We start from the raw sequence: 18,006 nt of genomic DNA on the forward strand, positions 1-18,006 counted from the left end.
TATGCCCACCGACAGTGGATGGGAGTTGTGACATGAGCGCACGCAATCCGGTGACGCCCCTCGATGCGGGCGACGTCGAACACTTCGATCACGAGACCGACGTGCTGATCGTCGGCTACGGCTGCGCAGGCGCGGCCGCGGCCCTGGAGGCGACGGCCGCGGGCGCCGAGGTCGTCATCCTGGAGAAGGCGAGCGGCGGCGGCGGATCGTCGGCGCTGTCGGGTGGCGAGATGTACCTCGGCGGCGGCACCGAGATCCAGCGGGCCTGCGGATTCGAGGACTCCGCGCAGGACATGGAGGCGTTCCTGCTGGCCGCCCTCGGACCCGACGCCGACAAGGAGAAGGTCGGCCTCTACAGCCGGGACAGCGTCGCGCACTACCAGTGGCTGGTCGACCACGGAGTGCCGTTCAAGCCGTCGCTGTGGAACTCGCCCACATGGGTGCCGCCGACCGACGACGGCCTGATGTGGATGGGCGAGAACTCCTATCCCTTCGCGGAGCTCGCCAGGCCCGCGCCCCGCGGACACCGGGTCACCTCGGACGGGTTCGGCGGCAAGGTCCTGATGCACAAGCTGTCCGAGGCCGTCACGGCCACCGACGCGGCGGTGCACACCGACACCTACGCGACCCGACTGATCGTGGAGGCCGGCCGGGTGGTGGGTGTGCTCGCCCGCCAGTACGGCAAGACCTACACCTACCGGGCGCGCCGCGGGGTGGTGCTCACCACCGGCGGATTCGCCGACAACGCGGAGATGGTCGCGCAGCACGCCCCGCAGCTGGTGGGGCTCGGCGTCAACAGCGATGGTGGCGACGACGGCCGCGGCATCGTGATGGCCCAGGCCGTCGGCGCCGCCGTCAAGCACATGTCGGCCGGCCAGGTCGGCATCTCGCTGATCCCCGGGATGATGGTGCGCGGCATGATCGTCAACAGCGTCGGCCAGCGCTTCGTCAACGAGGACGTCTACCCCGGTTTGGTCGGGCAGGCGGCGCTGTACAAGCACGGACTGAAGGTGTGGGTGATCCTCGACGAGCGAGCCTACGAGGAGGTGCCGGTCAACGAACGCTGGGGCGTACAACCGCATTTCGTGGCCGAGACACTCGAGGAACTAGAGCAGCAGATCGGCATGCCGCCCGGCGCGCTTGTCACCACCGTCTGCGAGTACAACCGGCACGCCGCCGAGGGCGAGGACCCCTACTTCCACAAGTCCGCGACGTGGCTGCGACCGCTGCAGTCGCCGTTCGCCGCGATCGACGTCCAGCGCGGCATCGCCCCGCCGGAGTACGGCGAGGCGGGCCGGGGCGGCGCGGAGGTGTTCACCATCGGCGGGCTGTGCACCACCGTCGACGGCCAGGTTCTCGACCTCGACGGAGACCCGATCCATGGGCTGTTCGCCGCAGGCCGCGCCACGTCGGGGCTGCACTCCTGGGGCTACATCAGCGGCACGTCGCTAGGCGACGGCACGTTCTTCGGCCGCCGCGCCGGCGTGGCCGCCGCCACGCGCCAGTAGCGCCGCGTACCTACCGCCGAGCTCGATCAGGTCATCGTGGGTACCGCGTTCGGCGACGCGTCCGCGATCGAGCACGACGATCTGGTCCGCGTCGCGGATCGTGGACAGCCGGTGCGCGATGGTGATCGTGGTGCGTCCCCGGCTGACAGTGTCGAGCGCGGCCTGCACGGCCCGCTCGGTCTCGTTGTCCAGCGCGCTGGTCGCCTCGTCGAGGATCAGCACCCGCGGGTCGCGCAGCAGGGTGCGCGCGATCGCGATGCGCTGCTTCTCGCCGCCCGAGAACCGGTGACCGCGCGCTCCGACGACGGTGTCGTAGCCGTCGGGCAGGGACGCGATCAGCTCGTGCACCTGGGCGTCGCGCGCCGCCGCCTCGATCTCGGCGTAGGTGGCGTCGGGCCTGGCGTGCCGCAGGTTCTCGCGGATGGTGGCGTGCAGCAGGTACGTCTCCTGGGAGACGACGCCGACCAGTTCGGACAGTTCCGCCAGCGGGATCGACCGCAGGTCGACCTCGTCGATGCGCACCGAACCCATGCTCGGGTCGTGGAGGCGCGCCACCAGGGAGGCGAGAGTGGTCTTGCCCGAACCGGTTTCGCCGACCAGTGCGAGCGAGGATCCGGCGGGCACATCGATGCTCACGGAGTCGAGGGCGTTCCGGTCCGACCCCTCGTAGCGGAAACAGATGTCGTCCAACCGAACCGCGCCCGCCACGTCCTCACGGCGCAGGTGCACGGGGTGCTCGGGGTCGTCGATCTCGACGGGGAGGTCGAGGTACTCGAAGATGCGGCTGAACAGAGCGAGCGAACTGGTCACCGAGACACCGACGTCGAGCAGGCTCATCAGCGGCCGGAAGAGCGCCGCCTGCAGCCCGGTGAAGGCGACCAGGGTGCCGATGGTCATGCCGCCGGACGTCGCTGGCAGGCCCGCCGCGAGGTAGAGCAGCGCCGGGATGGCGGCGAAGACGATGTTCATCGTGGCCATCCGCCAGCGGCCGGAGAGCTGCGACCTGACCTCGAGATCGGCGAGGAGGTGCGAGGTGTCTGCGAAGCGTTCCGACATCGCGGGACCCGCCCCCAGCGTCTTGCCGAGCTGGATTCCGCTGATCGACAGGGACTCCTCGATCTGAGTCTGCATGTCGGCAAGGGTGCGTTGGCGCTGCGCCGTGATCTCCCGCCTCATCCGGGCGACCTTGCGGGTCAACCAGATCGCGGGCGGCAGCACGATCAGCGAGAGCAGAGAGAGCCGCCAGCTCAGCACGGCCATCGCGATGGCCGTGCCGACGACGGTGGTGACGTTGGAGGCGATCGAGGTGGCGGTCGAGGTGACCACGGTCTGCATGCCGCCGATGTCGTTGGTGAGGCGGGACTGGATCTCCCCTCCCCTGGTGCGGGTGAAGAACCCGAGCGACTGCCGTTGCAGGTGCGCGAACACCCGGGTCCGGAGTCCGTGCATGATGCGCTGGCCGACCGTGGTCGAGATCCAGGTCTGCACGACACCGAGCACCGAGCCGACGACGGTCACGGCGAGCATGCCGATCACCGCCCACATCAGCAGCGTGACGTCCTGGTCGGGAATGGCCTTGTCGATGACGGCGCGGACCAGGAACGGATTGGCCAGCGTGACGGCGGAGGCCGCGACGATCAGCACGGTGACCACGGCGATCTGCGGGCGGTAGGGCGAGAACAGGGCGCCGATCCGGCGCAGGCTCACCGGCGACTCGGCCAGCTGGGCGCGGTCGGCGGGATCGATCTTGCGTGAGCGGGGACCCGGTCCGGGCTCGCCGCTTCGGGGGCTTGTCATACACCACCCCTCTCGGTATGTCGGGTAAGACATACTGAGGTTCCCTCACTATGAGGTGACTGTCAAGTGAGGTAGCCTAGGTCACCATGGACCAGCAGCGCCCCGACACCCTCCGGGATCTCCTGATGTCCAGCGCCCGCGCCCTGCGCCGACGCTGGTTCGTCGCGCTGGAGCCCTGGCAGCTGTCACCCCATGAGTACCGCGCGCTGCAGGTGATCGACCGCGACACCGACCGGCATCCTCGGCTCGGCGACGTCGCGAAGGCACTGCGCATCGCGCCGCGGTCCGCGACCGAGGTCGTCGACAGGCTCGAGGAACGCGGGCTCACCGAACGGGTCCCGGACGCCGCCGACCGGCGCGCCACGTGCGTCCGCCTGACCGACGCCGGTCGCCGCATCATCGGCGAGCTCGAGACGGCGCGCGCCGACGACGCCGAGGACTTCTTCGCGGCGCTCGACGGGCACGATCGCGCCGAGCTGCGCCGCATCCTCGACAAACTGCGCTGACGCGCCTGTGCGCGGTTGACGAGTCCAGACACTCGTCAACCGCGCACGGGCGGCGAAGCCGCCTACAGAATGGGCGCAGGCGAGTACTTCGCCGCCTCGGGGTTCTGCTCCACCAGCAAACCGACCCGGCGGACCACCGTGGCCACCTGGGACTCGGCCGCGCCGATGAAGGCGGACTTGTCGGCCAGCGCGGCGTCCAGCTGCGCGCGGTCCAGCGGGAACCGGTCGTCGGCGGCCAGGCGGTCGAGCAGGTCGGGCTCGCGGCCGTCCTCGCGCATCGCCAGCGCGACGGCGACCGCGTGCTCCTTGATGACCTCGTGCGCGGTCTCGCGGCCGGTGCCCGCGCGCACGGCGGCCATCAGCATCCGGGTGGTGGCCAGGAACGGCAGGTAGCGGGTGAGCTCCTTCTCGATGACCGCCGGGTACGCACCGAACTCGTCGAGCACGGTCAGGAAGGTCTCGATCTGTCCGTCGATCGCGAAGAACGCGTCGGGCAGCGCCACCCGGCGGACCACCGAGCAGAACACGTCGCCCTCGTTCCACTGCGCGCCTGCCAGCTCCGCCGCCATCGACGCGTAGCCGCGCAGCACGACCTGCAGGCCGTTGACGCGCTCGCAGGAGCGGGTGTTCATCTTGTGCGGCATCGCCGACGAGCCGACCTGGCCGGGCTGGAAGCCCTCGGTGACCAGCTCGTGGCCCGCCATCAGGCGGATGGTGTGCGCGAACGAGGACGGGCCTGCGCCCACCTGGACCAGCGCGGACAGCACGTCGTGGTCCAGCGAGCGCGGGTACACCTGGCCGACGCTGGTCAGCACGTGCGCGAAGCCGAGGTGCTCGGCGACCTTCGCCTCGAGGAAATCGAGCTTCTCGGTGTCGCCGCCGAGCAGGTCGAGCATGTCCTGGGCGGTGCCCATCGGGCCCTTGATGCCGCGCAGCGGGTACCGGTCGATCAGCTCGCGCAGGCGGGTCAGCGCGACGAGGAGCTCGTCCGCGGCGGAGGCGAACCGCTTGCCGAGGGTGGTGGCCTGCGCGGCGACGTTGTGGCTGCGGCCCGCCATCACCAGCGACGAGTACTCGGCGGCCCTCTCCCCGAGCCGCGCGGCGACCGCGACGCCGTGCGCATACACGTGCTCGAGCGAACGGAAGATCTGCAGCTGCTCGACGTTCTCGGTGAGGTCGCGGCTGGTCAGGCCCTTGTGCACGTGCTCGTGTCCGGCGAGGGCGTTGAACTCCTCGATCCGCGCCTTGACGTCGTGCCGGGTCACCCGCTCGCGGTCCGCGATGGAATCGAGGTCCACCTGCTCGAGGACCCGCTCGTAGTCGGCGAGCGCGTCCTCGGGCACGTCGATGCCGAGCGAGGCCTGCGCCCGCAGCACCGCCAGCCACAGCTGACGCTCCAGCACGATCTTGTGCTCGGGCGACCACAGCTCCCTCAGGTCGGGGCTGGCGTATCGGTTGGCAAGGACGTTGGGGATGCGGCTCACGAGCGCCCAGTTTACGGCCGCCGCCCGCGGGACCGGCAGCCGCGCCACCCGGGGCGTGCGGGGCTACAGCTCCGGCTCCTCAGGCGGGAGCGGCGGGAGCGGCGGCGCCGCGACCTCGATGACGTCCGACAGCATCTCCCTTGCCAACTTCTCGGGGTCGGGGTCGGACTCGCTCAGCGCCCCGACGATGGCCCCGTCCACCACGCAGATCAGCCTGCGCAGTCCCTCCTGCCGGACCTGCCGTCCGGACCGGCGCAACACCTCACCGAGCGCATCGTCGAACTGGACCCGCAGCCGTTTCTGTACCTCGTGCAGCTGGGGATGCCGCGCGGACGCGATGAAGCACTCGTACCTGGCGATGAGGTGTTCCCGCGTGACGCCCTCGATCGGGCCGACCAACAGCTCGATGATCAGCTCGACGACGGCCGCGGAGTCGCGGTCGGCCTGTGTGATCCGGTCGATCCGGGCGCGCATGGCGTCCATCTCCCGGCTGCCGCTCAGCTCGACCGCCCGCGCGATCAGGTCGTCGAGGGAATCGAAGTAGTAGGTGGTCGACGCGAGCGGCAGGCAGGCGCGCTGGGCCACCGCCCGATGGCGGACCGCCTCGAACCCGCCCTCGAGCATCAGGTCGGCCGCGGCCTCGACGAGCGCCATCCGGCGTCGTTCGCCCTTGGGAGTCGCCGCGGAAGACACCCGGCCCATCGTGCCAGCGGAAGCGCTCCGCCGAGTCGATTTCGTTTGAGCGGGCGCGGGCGAGGCCGCCGTCCCGTCAGTGTCCGAGTGCAGCACTTCGCCCCAATCGCTCCAGGGCCTCTTGCACGTCGGCCGTCGCGCCGGCGAACGAGATCCGCACGGTCCGGTCGCCGCGGACCGTGTCGAAGTCGACGCCCGGCGCCAGCGCCACCCCGGTCTCCCGGAGCAGTTCCGCGCACCAGGACGTCGAATCGTCGGTGAGATGGCCGATGTCGGCGTAGGCGTAGAAGGCGCCGTCCGCCGGGGCCAGGTCCGTGATTCCCAGTGTAGGCAGCGCGGCCAGCACCAGGTCACGGTTCGCCGCGTACCGCCGCACGTGCCCGTCCAGCTCGGCCATGGACTCGTCGGTGAAGGCCGCGACCGCCGCGTGCTGCGAGATCGCGGGCGGGCACACCGTCATGTTCGAGGCGAGTCGCTGCAGCGCGCGGCGCAGCGACGCAGGCACCAGCATCCAGCCCAGGCGCCAGCCGGTCATCGAGAAGTACTTGGAGACCGAGCCGACCACGACGGCCTCGCGCGATGTCTCCCAGGCCGACGCGGTCGCCGAGTGGCCGGAGCCGAATTCGATCCCGTGGTAGATCTCGTCGGAGATCAGCAGGGTGCCGTGCTCCTCGCACCAGCGCGCGAGGGCGGCGAGTTCGGTCGGGTCGATAACGGTGCCGGTCGGGTTGGCCGGGCTCGCGACGACCAGTCCTGCGGGCGGCTCGTCCAGCGCCTCGAGCATCGCGACCGTCGGCTGGAAGCGGGTCTCCGGCCCGCAGTCGAGTTCGAGCACCCGACAGCCGAGCGCGGTGAGCGTGTTGCGGTACGCCGGGTATCCGGGCCGCGCCACCACCACCGTGTCGCCCGCGTCGAATGCCGCGAGGAAGATCAGGGTGAAGGCGCCGGACGAGCCGGTGGTCACCACGACCTCGTCCGGATCGACCGCGATCGACGACTTCGCGCTGTGGTACCCGGCGATCGCCTCCCGCAGCGGCAGGATCCCGAACGTCTCGGTGTAGCCGAGTAATTGGGCGCCGAGGGCCTCGTGCGCCGCACGCAGCACGGGGCCAGGCGCCTGGGTGGACGGCTGCCCCGCGGCCAGCGTCAGGACATCGCCGTGGGTTCGGGCCCGCTCGGTGGCGGCCTTCCAGACGTCCATCACATGGAAGGTGGGGACCTGGGATCGCTGGGACTCTTCTCGCACCGGGACGAGGCTAGTGCCTTGCGCTCGAAGTCCATTGATGATTGCCGGGGATCCACGTGGATGCGTCGCAAGGCGGAGCAGGTCCAGGTAGCGGGGTTCTACCTGGACCTGCGACAACGCCGCGAGGCGCCGCGTGGATCCCCGGCAAGCGCAAGAAGACTTCGGGCGCGGGGCACTGAGCGCCCGGGCCGTTTGGCCGACCGCAACCGCGACGACAGCGGCCCCGAGGATCGAATCCTCGGGGCCGCTGTCGGCAGGGGGTGCTGCTATTCGGTACCGGTCGTGCTCATGTCAGTGCATGTCGTTCGCGACGATCGCGGCGATGTTCCGTTCCGCGAGAGCGGTGATGGTGACGAACGGATTGACGCCCAGGTTGCCCGGCACCAGCGCGCCGTCCATCACGTACAGGCCCGGGTGTCCGTGCAGCCGGCCGTAGTTGTCGGTGGCCTTGTTCAGGATCGCGCCGCCGAGGGGGTGGTAGGTCAGTCCGTCGCCCCAGACCTTGTAGCCACCGAACATGTCGGTGCGGTAGATCGTGCCCTCCTTGGAGTTGATCTTGTCGAAGATCCGCTTCGCCATGTTGATGCCGGGCTGGTTCTGCGAGGTCTGCCATGACAGCCCGACCTTGCCGGTCGACGAGTTGTACTGGAACTGGGCGCGTTCCGGGTTCTTGGTGATCGACAGGTACAGGCTGATGAACAGGTCGGCTCCGGCAGGGAAAGGCGCGATCTCCGCGAACGCCGGTCCCCCGGCGTCGTCCCAGTTGTCGATGCCCATCGTCGGGATCGACGACTGCTTGCCACCCGTCGGGTCCCACAGGTGGTTGGCGCGGGCGACCATGACGTTGCCGTTGTTGCCCCAGCCCTGACCCACCTCGCCGGACAGATTCGGCAGATGCCCCTGCGCCTTCATCGCCACCAGCAGCTTGCTGGTGCCCACGCTGCCTGCCGCGAAGAACACCTTGTCCGCGGTGACCGTCTTGGTCGCGACGACGTTGCCCTGCTCGTCGATCTGCTCCATCTCGACGGAGTAGCCGGCCCCGCTCGGCACGACCTTGGTGACCCGGTGCAGGCTGGTGATGGTGACCTTGCCGGTCGAGGCCGCCTGCGCGAGGTACGTCTTGGGCAGCGACTTCTTGCCCGCATGGTTGCCGAAGATGACCTCGCCCGCCAGCGCGGACTTGGGCACGGCGCCCGCCGCCTCCTGCTTCATGTAGTTCATGTCGTAGACGTTGGGCACGAAGGTGGTCTTGAAGCCCGACCGTTCCGCGGTCTTGCGCCCGGTGCGCGCGAACTTGTACCACTCGGTCGACTCGAACCAGGCCTGGTCGATGTTGTTGACGCCGAGCCCGGCGTTCGCCCTCGGGAAGAACGTCCCGTACATCTCGTTGGAGTCCACCGAGGGCAGGAGCTCCTCGAAGTAGCCGCGTCGGGGCGTGACAGCCATGCCGCCGTTGACCAGGGAGCCGCCGCCGACGCCGCGGCCCTGGTAGACGTTGATCCCGCCCATGTTCTCGCAGTCGAGGATGCCGACGTACTTCTCGATGTCCTTGTCGATCGAGACGCCCATGAAATGCGAGACCGGCTGCGCCGTACGGTTCCTCAGCCAGAACCCGCGCTTGTCCGGCGAGGTGGTGGAGGTGAAGACCCCGGAGGCGGCCGTACCCCAGTCCCGTCCCATCTCGACGATGTGGGCGTCGATACCCGCCTGCGCCAGCCGCAGCGCGGTCACCGAACCGCCGTAGCCACTGCCGATGATCAGGGCGGGCACCTGGTCACCGGTGTTGAGTGCGCGACGCGGGGATGCCGCGGCCGTGGTGGCAGCCAGCGACGGCGCGAGCGCAACGGCGCCTGCCGCCAGGCCCGTCGCCGCCATGAACCTACGGCGGGAGAACTGCGACTTGGTGGTCGCTGTATAGCTTCGTGACGCTTGGTATTCGGTCAACGGAACCTCTCTGATCACGGCCAATAAAGTAGAACTCGTTATACAGCCGTGACAGCGTCGAGATTCGCAATACCGACCGGTAATAAATCGAAACCCCGCAGCACATATCGAAATGCTCGAAATGCCTGTGCCGCAGCATTATCACCAGTACTGTTCAACGATTCTCATGCACCGGGGGCGCCCCATGTGGGCCCAGGCCCACACCGCGGCGCCCCCGGCAATTGCGGGAACACGATCACCAACGGGTGGAACTAATGCAGATCGTTCGCGACGATCGTGGCCATGTTCCGTTCGGCGAGGGCGGTGATGGTGACGAACGGATTGACACCGACATTGCCCGGCACCAGCGACCCGTCCATCACGTACAGGCCCGGGTACTCCGGGAGCCGCCCGAAGTTGTCGGTCGCCTGGTTCAGGATGCAACCACCGAGGGGGTGGTAGGTCAGTCCGTCGCCCCACGTCTTGTACACACCGAACAGGTCGGTGCGGTAGATCGTGCCCTCCTTGGAGTTGATCTTGTCGAACACCCGCTTGGCCATGTCGATGCCGGGCTGGTTCTGCGAGGCCTGCCAGGACAGCCCCACCTTGCCGGTCGACGAGTTGTACTGGAACTGGGCACGTTCCGGGTTCTTGGTGATCGCCAGGTAGAGGCTGACCCACAGCTCGGTGCCCGCTGGGAACGGCGCGATCTCCGCAAAGACCGGACCGGCCGGGTCGGCCCAGTTGTCGATGCCCATCGTCGGGATCGACGACTGCTTGGCGCCGGTCGGGTCCCAGCCCTGGTTGGCGCGGCCGACCATGACGTTGCCGTTGTTGCCCCAGCCCTGACCGACCGCACCGGGAAGGTTCGGCAGGTGACCCTGCGCCTTCATCGCGACGAGCAGCTTGCTGGTACCGACGCTGCCTGCGGCGAAGAAGACCTTGTCCGCGGTGACCGTCTTGGTCGCGACGGTGTTGCCCTGCTCGTCGATCTGCTTCATCTCGACCGAGTACCCGCCGCCGCTGGCGGCCGGCGCCACCTTGGTCACCTCGTGCAGCGTGGTGATGGTGAGCTTGCCGGTGGCCGATGCCTGCGCCAGATAGGTCTTGTCCAGCGACTTCTTCCCGGCGTTGTTGCCGTAGATGACCTCGCCTGCCAGCGCGGACTTGGCGACCTGACCGGCGTCCTCCTTCTTCATGTAGTCGAAGTCGTAGACGTTGGGCACGAAGGTCGTCTGGAATCCGGAGCGCTGCGCGGTCTTCCTGCCGACCCGGGCGAACTGGTAGTAGTCGGTGGACTCGAACCAGGCCTGGTCGATGTTGTTCACCCCGAGACCGGCATTCGCCCTCGGGAAGAAGGTCCCGTACATCTCGTTGGAGTCGACCGAGGGCAGGATCTCCTCGAAGTAGCCCCGCTTGGGCGTCACGGCCATGCCGCCGTTGGCCAGCGAACCGCCGCCGACCCCTCGACCCTGGTAGACGTTGATCCCGCCCATGTTCTCGCAGTCGAGCACGCCGACGTACTTCTCGATATCCTTGTCCACCGAGCCGCCCGAGAAGTGCGAAACCGGCTGCGCCGTACGCGTCCTCAACCAGTAGGCCCGCTTGTCCGGCGTGAGCATCGGGGAGAAGATCTTGCCGTCGGAGCCGGGCGTCGTCCACGCCCGGCCCATCTCGATGATGTGGGTGTCGATTCCCGCCTGTGTCAGCCTCAGCGCCGCCACCGCGCCGCCGTACCCGCTGCCGATGATCAGGGCGGGCACCCGGTCGCCGGTGTTGAGGGCGCGCCGCGGCGATGCCGCCGCCGAGGCCCACGAGGAGGAGAGCGCCGCGGCCCCCACCGCGAAACCCGTTGCCGCCATGAACTTCCTGCGGGAAAGCTTGGGATTGAAAGTGGTCGCTGCCGTGCCTCGCGACGCCTGGTACTCGCTCAACGGAACCTCTCTGTCAGGGCCAATAAAACTGGAACCTGTTATACGAGAGAAGTCGCACGTTACCGTTCGGTAATCCTGACGCCGCTCACAGTCCGGAATGGATCGCGGAAACGACAGTGCGAGAACACAATCGCCAGTACTGTTTTACGCATCGACGACCTGGACCAGCGACCAACTAGATGGTGATGCGGCCCTCGACGGCGGCGAGCCCGATGTCGCGGCGGAAGTGCCCGCCTGCCAGCCGGACCTCGGCGAGCTTGGCGTAGGCGTCCTCGCGCGCACTGGTCAGGTCGGCGCCGACCCCGACGACGCTGAGCACCCGGCCGCCGGAGGACACCACGGCGCCGTCCTCGCGCAGGCCGGTGCCCGCGTGCAGCACATCCTTCGCATCGGCACCGCTGATCACGTCGCCCGTGCGGGGGCGTCCGGGGTAGTTCTCGGCGGCCAGCACCACGGTCACCGCGGCACCGTCGCGCCAGCGCAGCGGGGCCACCTCGGCGAGGGTTCCGGTCGCGGTGGCGTTCAGCAGCTCACCGAGCGGGGACTCCAGCAGCGCCAGCACCGCCTGGGTCTCCGGGTCGCCGAAGCGGCAGTTGAACTCGACCACGGCGGGGCCGTCCTTGCCGATCGCCAGTCCGGCGTACAGCAGGCCCGAGAAGCCGCTGCCGCGCTTGACCAGCTCCGCGGCCACCGGGACGACGACCTCGTCGACGATCTGGGTCACCGTCTCCTCGGGCAGCCACGGCAACGGGGTGTAGGCGCCCATGCCGCCGGTGTTCGGCCCGGTGTCGCCGTCGCCGACCCGCTTGTGGTCCTGCGCGGGCAGCAGCGGCACCACGGTCTCGCCGTCGACCAGGCAGAACAGCGACACCTCCGGCCCGTCGAGGTAGGACTCCAACAGGACCGGGTGCCCGGTCTCGAGCAGCTCGGCGGCGTGATCGCGGGCGGCGCCGCGGTCGGTGGTGACGACGACGCCCTTGCCTGCGGCCAGCCCGTCGTCCTTGACCACCCAGTGCGGGCCGAAGCGATCAAGGGCCTCGTCCAGGTTGGCGGGGCTGTCGACGATCTCGCTGTGCGCGGTCCGCACGCCCGCCGCCGCCATCACGTCCTTCGCGAATGCCTTGGAACCCTCGATCCGCGCGGCATCGGCCGACGGCCCGAAGCACGCGATCCCGGCCGCGCGGACGGCGTCGGCGACGCCGACCACCAGCGGCACCTCGGGGCCGATCACGACCAAGTCCGCGGCGACCTTCTGCGCCAGTGCCACCACGGCCTCCCCGGACGCGACGTCCACGGGGTGCTGCTCGGCGATCTTGGCGATCCCGGCGTTGCCGGGTGCGGCGAACAGGGCCGTCACACCCGGGTCGCGCCCGAGGGCGAGAAGAAGGGCATGTTCACGGGCTCCGGAGCCGATAACGAGTACGCGCACGGACCTCAGACTACGGCCCGGCCTGTACCCGAGGCGCGGTCAGGTCGTAGATAGTTGCGCCATCGACCGTGGTGGCGGCGAAGGTCTGTGCGACCCATTCGGATATCTGTGCACCGCTGCCGCCGGAGTCGCCGGGGCCCATGCCGCCACCCCCGATGAAGTAGTGGATCCTCCCCTCGGCCACGTACCGCTGGAACTGCGCCAGGGTCGGCGACGGATCGCTGCCGTTGAACCCGCCGATCGGCATCACCGGATCCCCGGTGGCCAGCTGGTACCCGGAGGCGCTGTTGGAGCCGACGGTGGCGGCCACCCAGGTGTACCGGTCTGCGTCTTGTTCGAGCAGTTCTGTCATGTCAGCGCTGGGCTCGCTGCCGTTCAGCAACCCGCCGCCGGGGCCGCCCCCACTCATCTGTTCTGGCCCGCCCGGCCGCTTTCCCGCGCGTCCTCCCGGCGGGTTCCCGGCAGGTCCGCCCGGCGCAGGCCCGGTCCCCGGGGTCCCGGGGGCGGCGCCCGTCTGCGGCGGACCCACCATCACCTTGCCGTCCTGGACGATCATCCACCCCGCCCCGGCGTATTCGCCGAGGTCGAACGGCAGTCCCCGGGCGCTCGGCCCGGCGGTGGGCAGCGCGCCGCCGTGCGGGGTCCCGATGGTGTCGGCCGCGTACGCGGCCGGGCCCGCCAGCCCGGTGAGCATCCCCGCCACCGCGGCCGCCGCTGCCACCCGCCCGCTCAGGCGCGGCCACAGCAGGGCCACCGCCGCGAGGGCGCCGACCACCAGCACCGTCCAGCGCAGCCACGGCAGGAAGGACGAGCTTCGACCGAGCAACTCCCATGCCCACGCGGCGCTCGCGGCCAGGGTGCCCGCCAGCACGACGCGGACCCACCAGTCGGCCCGCCTGCGCCAGGCCAGCACCGCGCCCGCGCCGACCAGAGCGCCGACCTGCGGGGCCATCGCGACCGTGTAGTACGAGTGGAAGATCCCGGCCATGAAGCTGAACACCAGCCCCGTGACGACCAGCCAGGACCCGAACAACACGAAAGCCGCCCGCCGGGGATCAACGCGGGCACTCCTGCCACACAACACAATTCCGAGCACACCGAGGATGAGCGCGGCGGGTATCAGCCACGCGATCTGACCGCCCTGCTCCAGGTCGAACATCCGGGTGATGCCGGTACTCCCCCACATCCCGCCAGGACCACCACCGGGCAGTTCGACGAACGGCGGCATCCCGGCGGCCTCCGTGCCCGGCCCCGGCCCCTGTCCCGGCGTGACGCTGCCCCGCTCGTTGCCGCTGAGTCGGCCGAGCCCGTTGTACCCGAGGGTCAGCTCCAGGATCGAATTGTCCTGCGAGCCGCCGATCCACGGACGGGAGTCGGCCGGCCACAGCTCCACGGTCAGCAGCCACCAGCCGGCGGCGGCGACCATCGCGGCCAGCGCGGCGAACAGCTGCAGCACCCGCCTGCCCAGCTTCGGCGGCCCGAAAAGCAGGTAGGTCAGCGCGAGCGGCGGCACCACGAGCATCACCTGCAGCTGCTTGGTCAGGAAGCCCAGCCCGACGAACGCGCCGGTGAGCACCAGCCACCGGGTCTGGCCGTCCGACACGCCGCGCAGCAGCGCCCAGACGGAGGCGACCATGAGCAGCACCAGCAACGCGTCCGGGTTGTTGAACCGGAACATCAGCACCGCGACCGGCGTGAGCGCCAGCACGAGCCCGGCGAGCAGCCCGGCCGCGGCGCCGAAATACCGCCGCACCGTCGCCCACAGCAGGGCGACGGTGGCGACCCCCATCAGGGCCTGCGGCACGAGGATGCTCCACGAGCTGAGGCCGAACGCGCGCACCGACAGCGCCATCATCCACAACGAGGCGGGCGGCTTGTCGACGGTGATCGAGTTCGCGGCGTCCGACGAGCCGAAGAAGAAGGCCTTCCAGGACACCGAACCCGCCTGCACCGCGGCGGAGTAGAACGAGTTGGCCCAGCCGGAGGCGCCGAGTCCCCAGATGTAGGCGACGGCGGTCCCGATCAGCAGCGCCGCCAGCAGCCACGGTTCCCACCGAAAGCGCGGCGGTGCTGGATCGGGGTGCGCCGTCACGATCGGCGGTGCAGCGGTGGTGGTGGTCACGGAGTGACTCCTTCGTGGTGATTGCGGAACACCCAGCGCAGCGCGACGAACCGGGTGACGGTGGCGACGAGGTTCGCGGCGACGAGCACCGCGAGTTCGAGATGCTTGGAGGCGTCTGGCAGCCAGCGGTGCAGGGCGAACAGGGATCCGCTGGTGAGCAGCAGTCCGAACGCGAACACCGCGAGGCCCTGGGCCTGGTGTTTGGCGGCGTCCGACCGGCCGCGCACCCCGAAGGTGAACGCCCGGTTGGCGGCGGTGTTGAGCACCGCGGTGACGAGCAGCGCGACGAGATTCGCCGCCTGGGCGCCGATCACGGGATGCAGTGCCAGGTAGAGCAGCGCGTAGGCGAGGGTCGAGGCGACCCCGACGACCGCGAACCGGGCCAGTTGCCCGACCATCCCGCGCGGCACCCCCGGCACCAGCGGCTCGCGGCCGAGCCCCTCCCGCAGCGCGGCCACCGGCAGAGCGCCGGTGGCCAGCGCCCGTCCCACCCGCACCACCCCCCTGAGGTCGGCGAGCGCGGTCGCGACGAGGTCGACCGAACTGTCGGGGTCGTCGACCCAGTCCACCGGCACCTCGTGGATCCGCAGACCCACCCGCTCGGCCAGCACCAGCAGTTCGGTGTCGAAGAACCAGCCGGTGTCCTGCACCAGCGGCAGCAGCCGTCGCGCGACGTCCGTCCGGATCGCCTTGAAACCGCACTGGGCGTCGGTGAACCTCGCTCGCAAGGCTCCGCGCAGGATGAGGTTGTAGCAGCGGGAGATCACCTCGCGTTTGGGCCCGCGCACCACCCGCGACGAGCGCGAGAGCCTCGATCCGATCGCGAGGTCCGAGTGCCCGGACAGCAGCGGCGCCACCAGCGGCAGCAGCGCGTTGAGGTCGGTGGACAGGTCCACGTCCATGTACGCGACGACCTGTGCGTCCGATCCGCCCCACACCGCGCTCAGTGCCCGGCCGCGGCCCTTCTCGTCGAGGTGGACCACGCGGACCCCGTCGAACTCGGTGGCGAGCCGCGCCGCGACCGCGAGGGTCGAGTCGGTGCTCGCGTTGTCCGCGACGGTGATTCGGCTCGGGTACGGAACCGACGCGTCGAGATGCTGACGCAGCCGCCGCACGCAGCGCTCGAGGTCGCGTTCCTCGTTGTACACCGGGATGACCACGTCGAGCGCCACGGTCTGGGCGTCCGGTGGCGGTTCCGGTGCCGTCTCGCCCCGGACCAGTGATTTCGTCATGCGGCCCACCCTCGCGGCCGAACCTGTGGTGTCCCTGGACCGAGGCTGGCAACTTCCTGCGGACATGATGTGACTTATGTCACACATCGGTGGCGATGAGTACCGGAGCCGACCGCCGTCTCTATTGCTGAACCCACCGAACGGTGACAAGAGAGTTCGACGAAAGGACTCAGATCATGGAATCCATCACCACGCCAGCCGGAATCACGCTCGCCTTCGACCGCTACGTCGGTGGCGATGCCGGAACAGTCATTCTCGTCGGTGGTGCATTCAGCTACCGCGCATTCCCGAAAATGGTGGAGCTGGCCCAGAAGCTGGCCGATGAATACCGTCTCACCGTCATCAATTACGACCGTCGCGGCCGGGGCGACAGCAGCGATTCGCCGGGCGTGTACGACGTCGAGAACGAGATCGACGATATCGCCGCCCTGGTGGAGGCGACGGGTGGATCCGCCGCACTGTTCGGCTGGTCCTCCGGCGCGGGACTCGCGCTGCTGGCGGCCGCCTCGGGCCGGGTGCCCGGCATCACCAAGGTCATCGCCTTCGAACCGCCGTTCGTGGTGAACCACGAGGACTTCGTTCCCGCCGCGGATCTTGATGTGACGCTGCACAAGCTGATCGCCGAGGACCGCCGCGCCGACGTCGTGAAGTTCTACATGACCCACGCCATGGGCATGCCCCGCCCCTTCGTCGCCGTCATGCGGTTCACACCGTTCTGGAAGAGCCTGAAGGCGACCGCCCCTGCGACCGCACATGATTGGGCCGTCATGGGCGACTACATGCGCGGCGAACCGCTGCGCGCGGCGGATTGGTCCGACATCACCGTGCCGACCCTGGTCATCTCCGGCGGAAAGAGCGGCGATCTGCTGCGCACCGCCGCTCGCGCGATCACCGCGGCCCTGCCCAACGCCCAGCACGTGGAACTGGCCAAGCTGAGTCACAACCCGAACATCGCGCTCCTCACCCCGCCCGCAGGCGAATTCCTCACCGGTACAGCAAAATACGCCGTCTGATCCGCTCGCAGCCGCGCCCGACCACACCGCCAGGAGCACTCCCATGCGCAGAATCACCGCAGGCCTGTTCATTTCGCTCGACGGCGTCGTCGGCGAACCTCAGGACTGGCACTTCCCCTACTTCAACGACGAGATGGGCGCGGCCGTCGGCTCGCAGCTCGCGTCAGCCGACACCCTGCTCCTCGGCCGCGAGACCTACGACAGTTTCGCCGGAGCCTGGCCGGGGCGGGAAGCCACGGGCGGCGAGGACGCCGGCATGGCCAAGGCCCTCGGCGATGCCCGCAAGATCGTCGTCTCCCGCCGGGATCTCGAATTCACCTGGCGCAACTCCGAACAGCTGGCGGGCGAGCTGGTCGACGCCGTCACCGAGCTCAAGCAGCAGCCGGGCGCGACGGATATCGCCATGAGCGGTTCCCCGTCGATCGTCCAGCAGTTGCTGGCAGCGGGGCTGATCGACGAACTGCATCTGCTCGTGCACCCCATCGCCCTGCGCAGCGGCAAGCGGCTGTTCGAGGAGGGCGCGCCGATCCCACTGCGCCTGATCTCCGCCCAGACGTTCACCACCGGGGTGCTGCACCTGATCTACACCTCCGCCGAAGCCGCTGGCTCCGCCGGCTACGACGACGCCAAAGTGCATCTCGCCGACGTATCGGGTCACCCGGCATAATCGCGGCATGGCATCCGTCTTCAGCATGATCATCGCCGGCGACCTCCCGGGCCGGTTCGTCTGGGAGGACGACGAGGTCGTCGCCTTCCTCACCATCAACCCGATCACCCAGGGCCACACGCTGGTGGTCCCGCGCGCCGAGATCGACCAGTGGCAGGACCTCGACGGCGAGGTGCTCGCCAAGTGCACGAAGGTCGCGCAGATCGTCGGGCAGGCGGTGCGCAAGGGCTTCGACGCCCCGCGCGCCGGACTGCTGATCGCCGGGCTGGAGGTGCCGCACCTGCACCTGCACGTGTTCCCGGCATTCAGCCTCGGCGACTTCAACATCTCGGGCGCCGACCCGAACCCCTCGCCGGAGTCCCTGGACGAGGCGCAGGCCACCATCAAGGCGACGCTGCGCGAGCTCGGCCACGGGGCGAACGTCCCGGCCTGACACCGCCGCTGGTTCCGCC

14 protein-coding genes are annotated in these 18,006 nt (G+C 69.4%); 5 read left to right on the forward strand and 9 right to left on the reverse strand.

Going from position 1 to position 18,006, the window contains the following annotated elements:
- Window positions 1-32: 32 nt before the first annotated feature.
- A complete protein-coding gene (locus ABIC28_RS18795) occupies window positions 33-1,508 on the forward strand; it encodes an FAD-dependent oxidoreductase (RefSeq protein WP_354580257.1) in 1,476 nt (491 codons plus the stop codon).
- On the opposite strand, the gene ABIC28_RS18800 is transcribed toward ABIC28_RS18795, so the two are convergent.
- Complete coding sequence (locus tag ABIC28_RS18800; protein ID WP_354580259.1) at window positions 1,449-3,305, reverse strand: ABC transporter ATP-binding protein; 1,857 nt, start codon at window positions 3,303-3,305, stop codon at window positions 1,449-1,451. The genes ABIC28_RS18795 and ABIC28_RS18800 overlap by 60 nt on opposite strands.
- Window positions 3,306-3,391: 86 nt before the next feature.
- Between ABIC28_RS18800 and ABIC28_RS18805 the strand changes: the two genes are divergently transcribed.
- Window positions 3,392-3,811 carry a MarR family winged helix-turn-helix transcriptional regulator gene (locus ABIC28_RS18805; RefSeq protein WP_354580261.1) on the forward strand — a complete coding sequence of 140 codons (420 nt, stop codon included), beginning with the start codon at window positions 3,392-3,394 and terminating at the stop codon, window positions 3,809-3,811.
- 62 nt (window positions 3,812-3,873) lie between these two features.
- On the opposite strand, the gene purB is transcribed toward ABIC28_RS18805, so the two are convergent.
- From purB to ABIC28_RS18845, 8 genes are all read right to left on the reverse strand, one after another.
- Window positions 3,874-5,295 (reverse strand): adenylosuccinate lyase, encoded by a 1,422-nt coding sequence (gene purB, locus ABIC28_RS18810; protein WP_097212000.1) that lies wholly within the window; start codon window positions 5,293-5,295, stop codon window positions 3,874-3,876.
- Window positions 5,296-5,358: 63 nt separating this feature from the next.
- The gene (locus ABIC28_RS18815; protein ID WP_097211999.1) at window positions 5,359-5,988 is read right to left on the reverse strand and encodes a TetR/AcrR family transcriptional regulator; all 630 of its coding nucleotides are present in this window, start codon (window positions 5,986-5,988) and stop codon (window positions 5,359-5,361) included.
- 76 nt (window positions 5,989-6,064) lie between these two features.
- A complete protein-coding gene (locus ABIC28_RS18820; RefSeq protein WP_209927583.1) occupies window positions 6,065-7,234 on the reverse strand; it encodes a pyridoxal phosphate-dependent aminotransferase in 1,170 nt (389 codons plus the stop codon).
- 291 nt (window positions 7,235-7,525) lie between these two features.
- Window positions 7,526-9,196: a GMC oxidoreductase gene (locus ABIC28_RS18825; protein WP_502945047.1), complete on the reverse strand. Its 1,671-nt coding sequence runs from the start codon at window positions 9,194-9,196 to the stop codon at window positions 7,526-7,528.
- Window positions 9,197-9,429: 233 nt separating this feature from the next.
- A complete protein-coding gene (locus tag ABIC28_RS18830) occupies window positions 9,430-11,019 on the reverse strand; it encodes a GMC oxidoreductase (RefSeq protein WP_179800556.1) in 1,590 nt (529 codons plus the stop codon).
- A 247-nt stretch (window positions 11,020-11,266) separates the two neighbouring features.
- Entirely contained in the window at window positions 11,267-12,520 is a 1,254-nt protein-coding gene (gene purD, locus ABIC28_RS18835) for a phosphoribosylamine--glycine ligase (protein ID WP_354580265.1), read from the reverse strand.
- A gap of 10 nt (window positions 12,521-12,530) precedes the next feature.
- Window positions 12,531-14,642, reverse strand: coding sequence for a glycosyltransferase family 39 protein (locus tag ABIC28_RS18840; protein ID WP_354580267.1), 2,112 nt, complete (start codon window positions 14,640-14,642; stop codon window positions 12,531-12,533).
- Window positions 14,639-15,874, reverse strand: coding sequence for a bifunctional glycosyltransferase family 2/GtrA family protein (locus ABIC28_RS18845; protein WP_354580269.1), 1,236 nt, complete (start codon window positions 15,872-15,874; stop codon window positions 14,639-14,641). The genes ABIC28_RS18840 and ABIC28_RS18845 overlap by 4 nt, the downstream gene beginning before the upstream one ends.
- 176 nt (window positions 15,875-16,050) lie before the next feature.
- Here ABIC28_RS18845 and ABIC28_RS18850 point away from each other — a divergent pair, with 176 nt between their 5' ends.
- The 3 genes from ABIC28_RS18850 to ABIC28_RS18860 are packed head-to-tail and all read left to right on the forward strand — an operon-like array spanning window position 16,051 to window position 17,987.
- Window positions 16,051-16,887 carry an alpha/beta fold hydrolase gene (locus tag ABIC28_RS18850; RefSeq protein WP_097211910.1) on the forward strand — a complete coding sequence of 279 codons (837 nt, stop codon included), beginning with the start codon at window positions 16,051-16,053 and terminating at the stop codon, window positions 16,885-16,887.
- Window positions 16,888-16,930: 43 nt separating this feature from the next.
- On the forward strand, window positions 16,931-17,554 hold the full coding sequence (locus ABIC28_RS18855; RefSeq protein WP_097211909.1) for a dihydrofolate reductase family protein: 624 nt from the start codon (window positions 16,931-16,933) through the stop codon (window positions 17,552-17,554).
- A gap of 7 nt (window positions 17,555-17,561) precedes the next feature.
- A complete protein-coding gene (locus ABIC28_RS18860) occupies window positions 17,562-17,987 on the forward strand; it encodes an HIT family protein (RefSeq protein ID WP_209927589.1) in 426 nt (141 codons plus the stop codon).
- Window positions 17,988-18,006 lie beyond the last annotated feature (19 nt).

It is taken from the genome of Rhodococcus sp. PvR044 (genome assembly GCF_040548995.1).
GTDB lineage: Bacteria > Actinomycetota > Actinomycetes > Mycobacteriales > Mycobacteriaceae > Rhodococcus_G > Rhodococcus_G oryzae.

Coding starts and splice junctions, on each gene's coding strand:
- ABIC28_RS18860 (WP_209927589.1), top strand. CDS start 17,562: ATGGCATCCGTCTTCAGCATGATCATCGCCGGCGACCTCCCGGGCCGG.
- ABIC28_RS18845 (WP_354580269.1), bottom strand. CDS start 15,874: ATGACGAAATCACTGGTCCGGGGCGAGACGGCACCGGAACCGCCACCG.
- ABIC28_RS18800 (WP_354580259.1), bottom strand. CDS start 3,305: ATGACAAGCCCCCGAAGCGGCGAGCCCGGACCGGGTCCCCGCTCACGC.
- ABIC28_RS18850 (WP_097211910.1), top strand. CDS start 16,051: ATGGAATCCATCACCACGCCAGCCGGAATCACGCTCGCCTTCGACCGC.
- ABIC28_RS18805 (WP_354580261.1), top strand. CDS start 3,392: ATGGACCAGCAGCGCCCCGACACCCTCCGGGATCTCCTGATGTCCAGC.
- ABIC28_RS18855 (WP_097211909.1), top strand. CDS start 16,931: ATGCGCAGAATCACCGCAGGCCTGTTCATTTCGCTCGACGGCGTCGTC.
- ABIC28_RS18795 (WP_354580257.1), top strand. CDS start 33: ATGAGCGCACGCAATCCGGTGACGCCCCTCGATGCGGGCGACGTCGAA.
- ABIC28_RS18830 (WP_179800556.1), bottom strand. CDS start 11,019: ATGGCGGCAACGGGTTTCGCGGTGGGGGCCGCGGCGCTCTCCTCCTCG.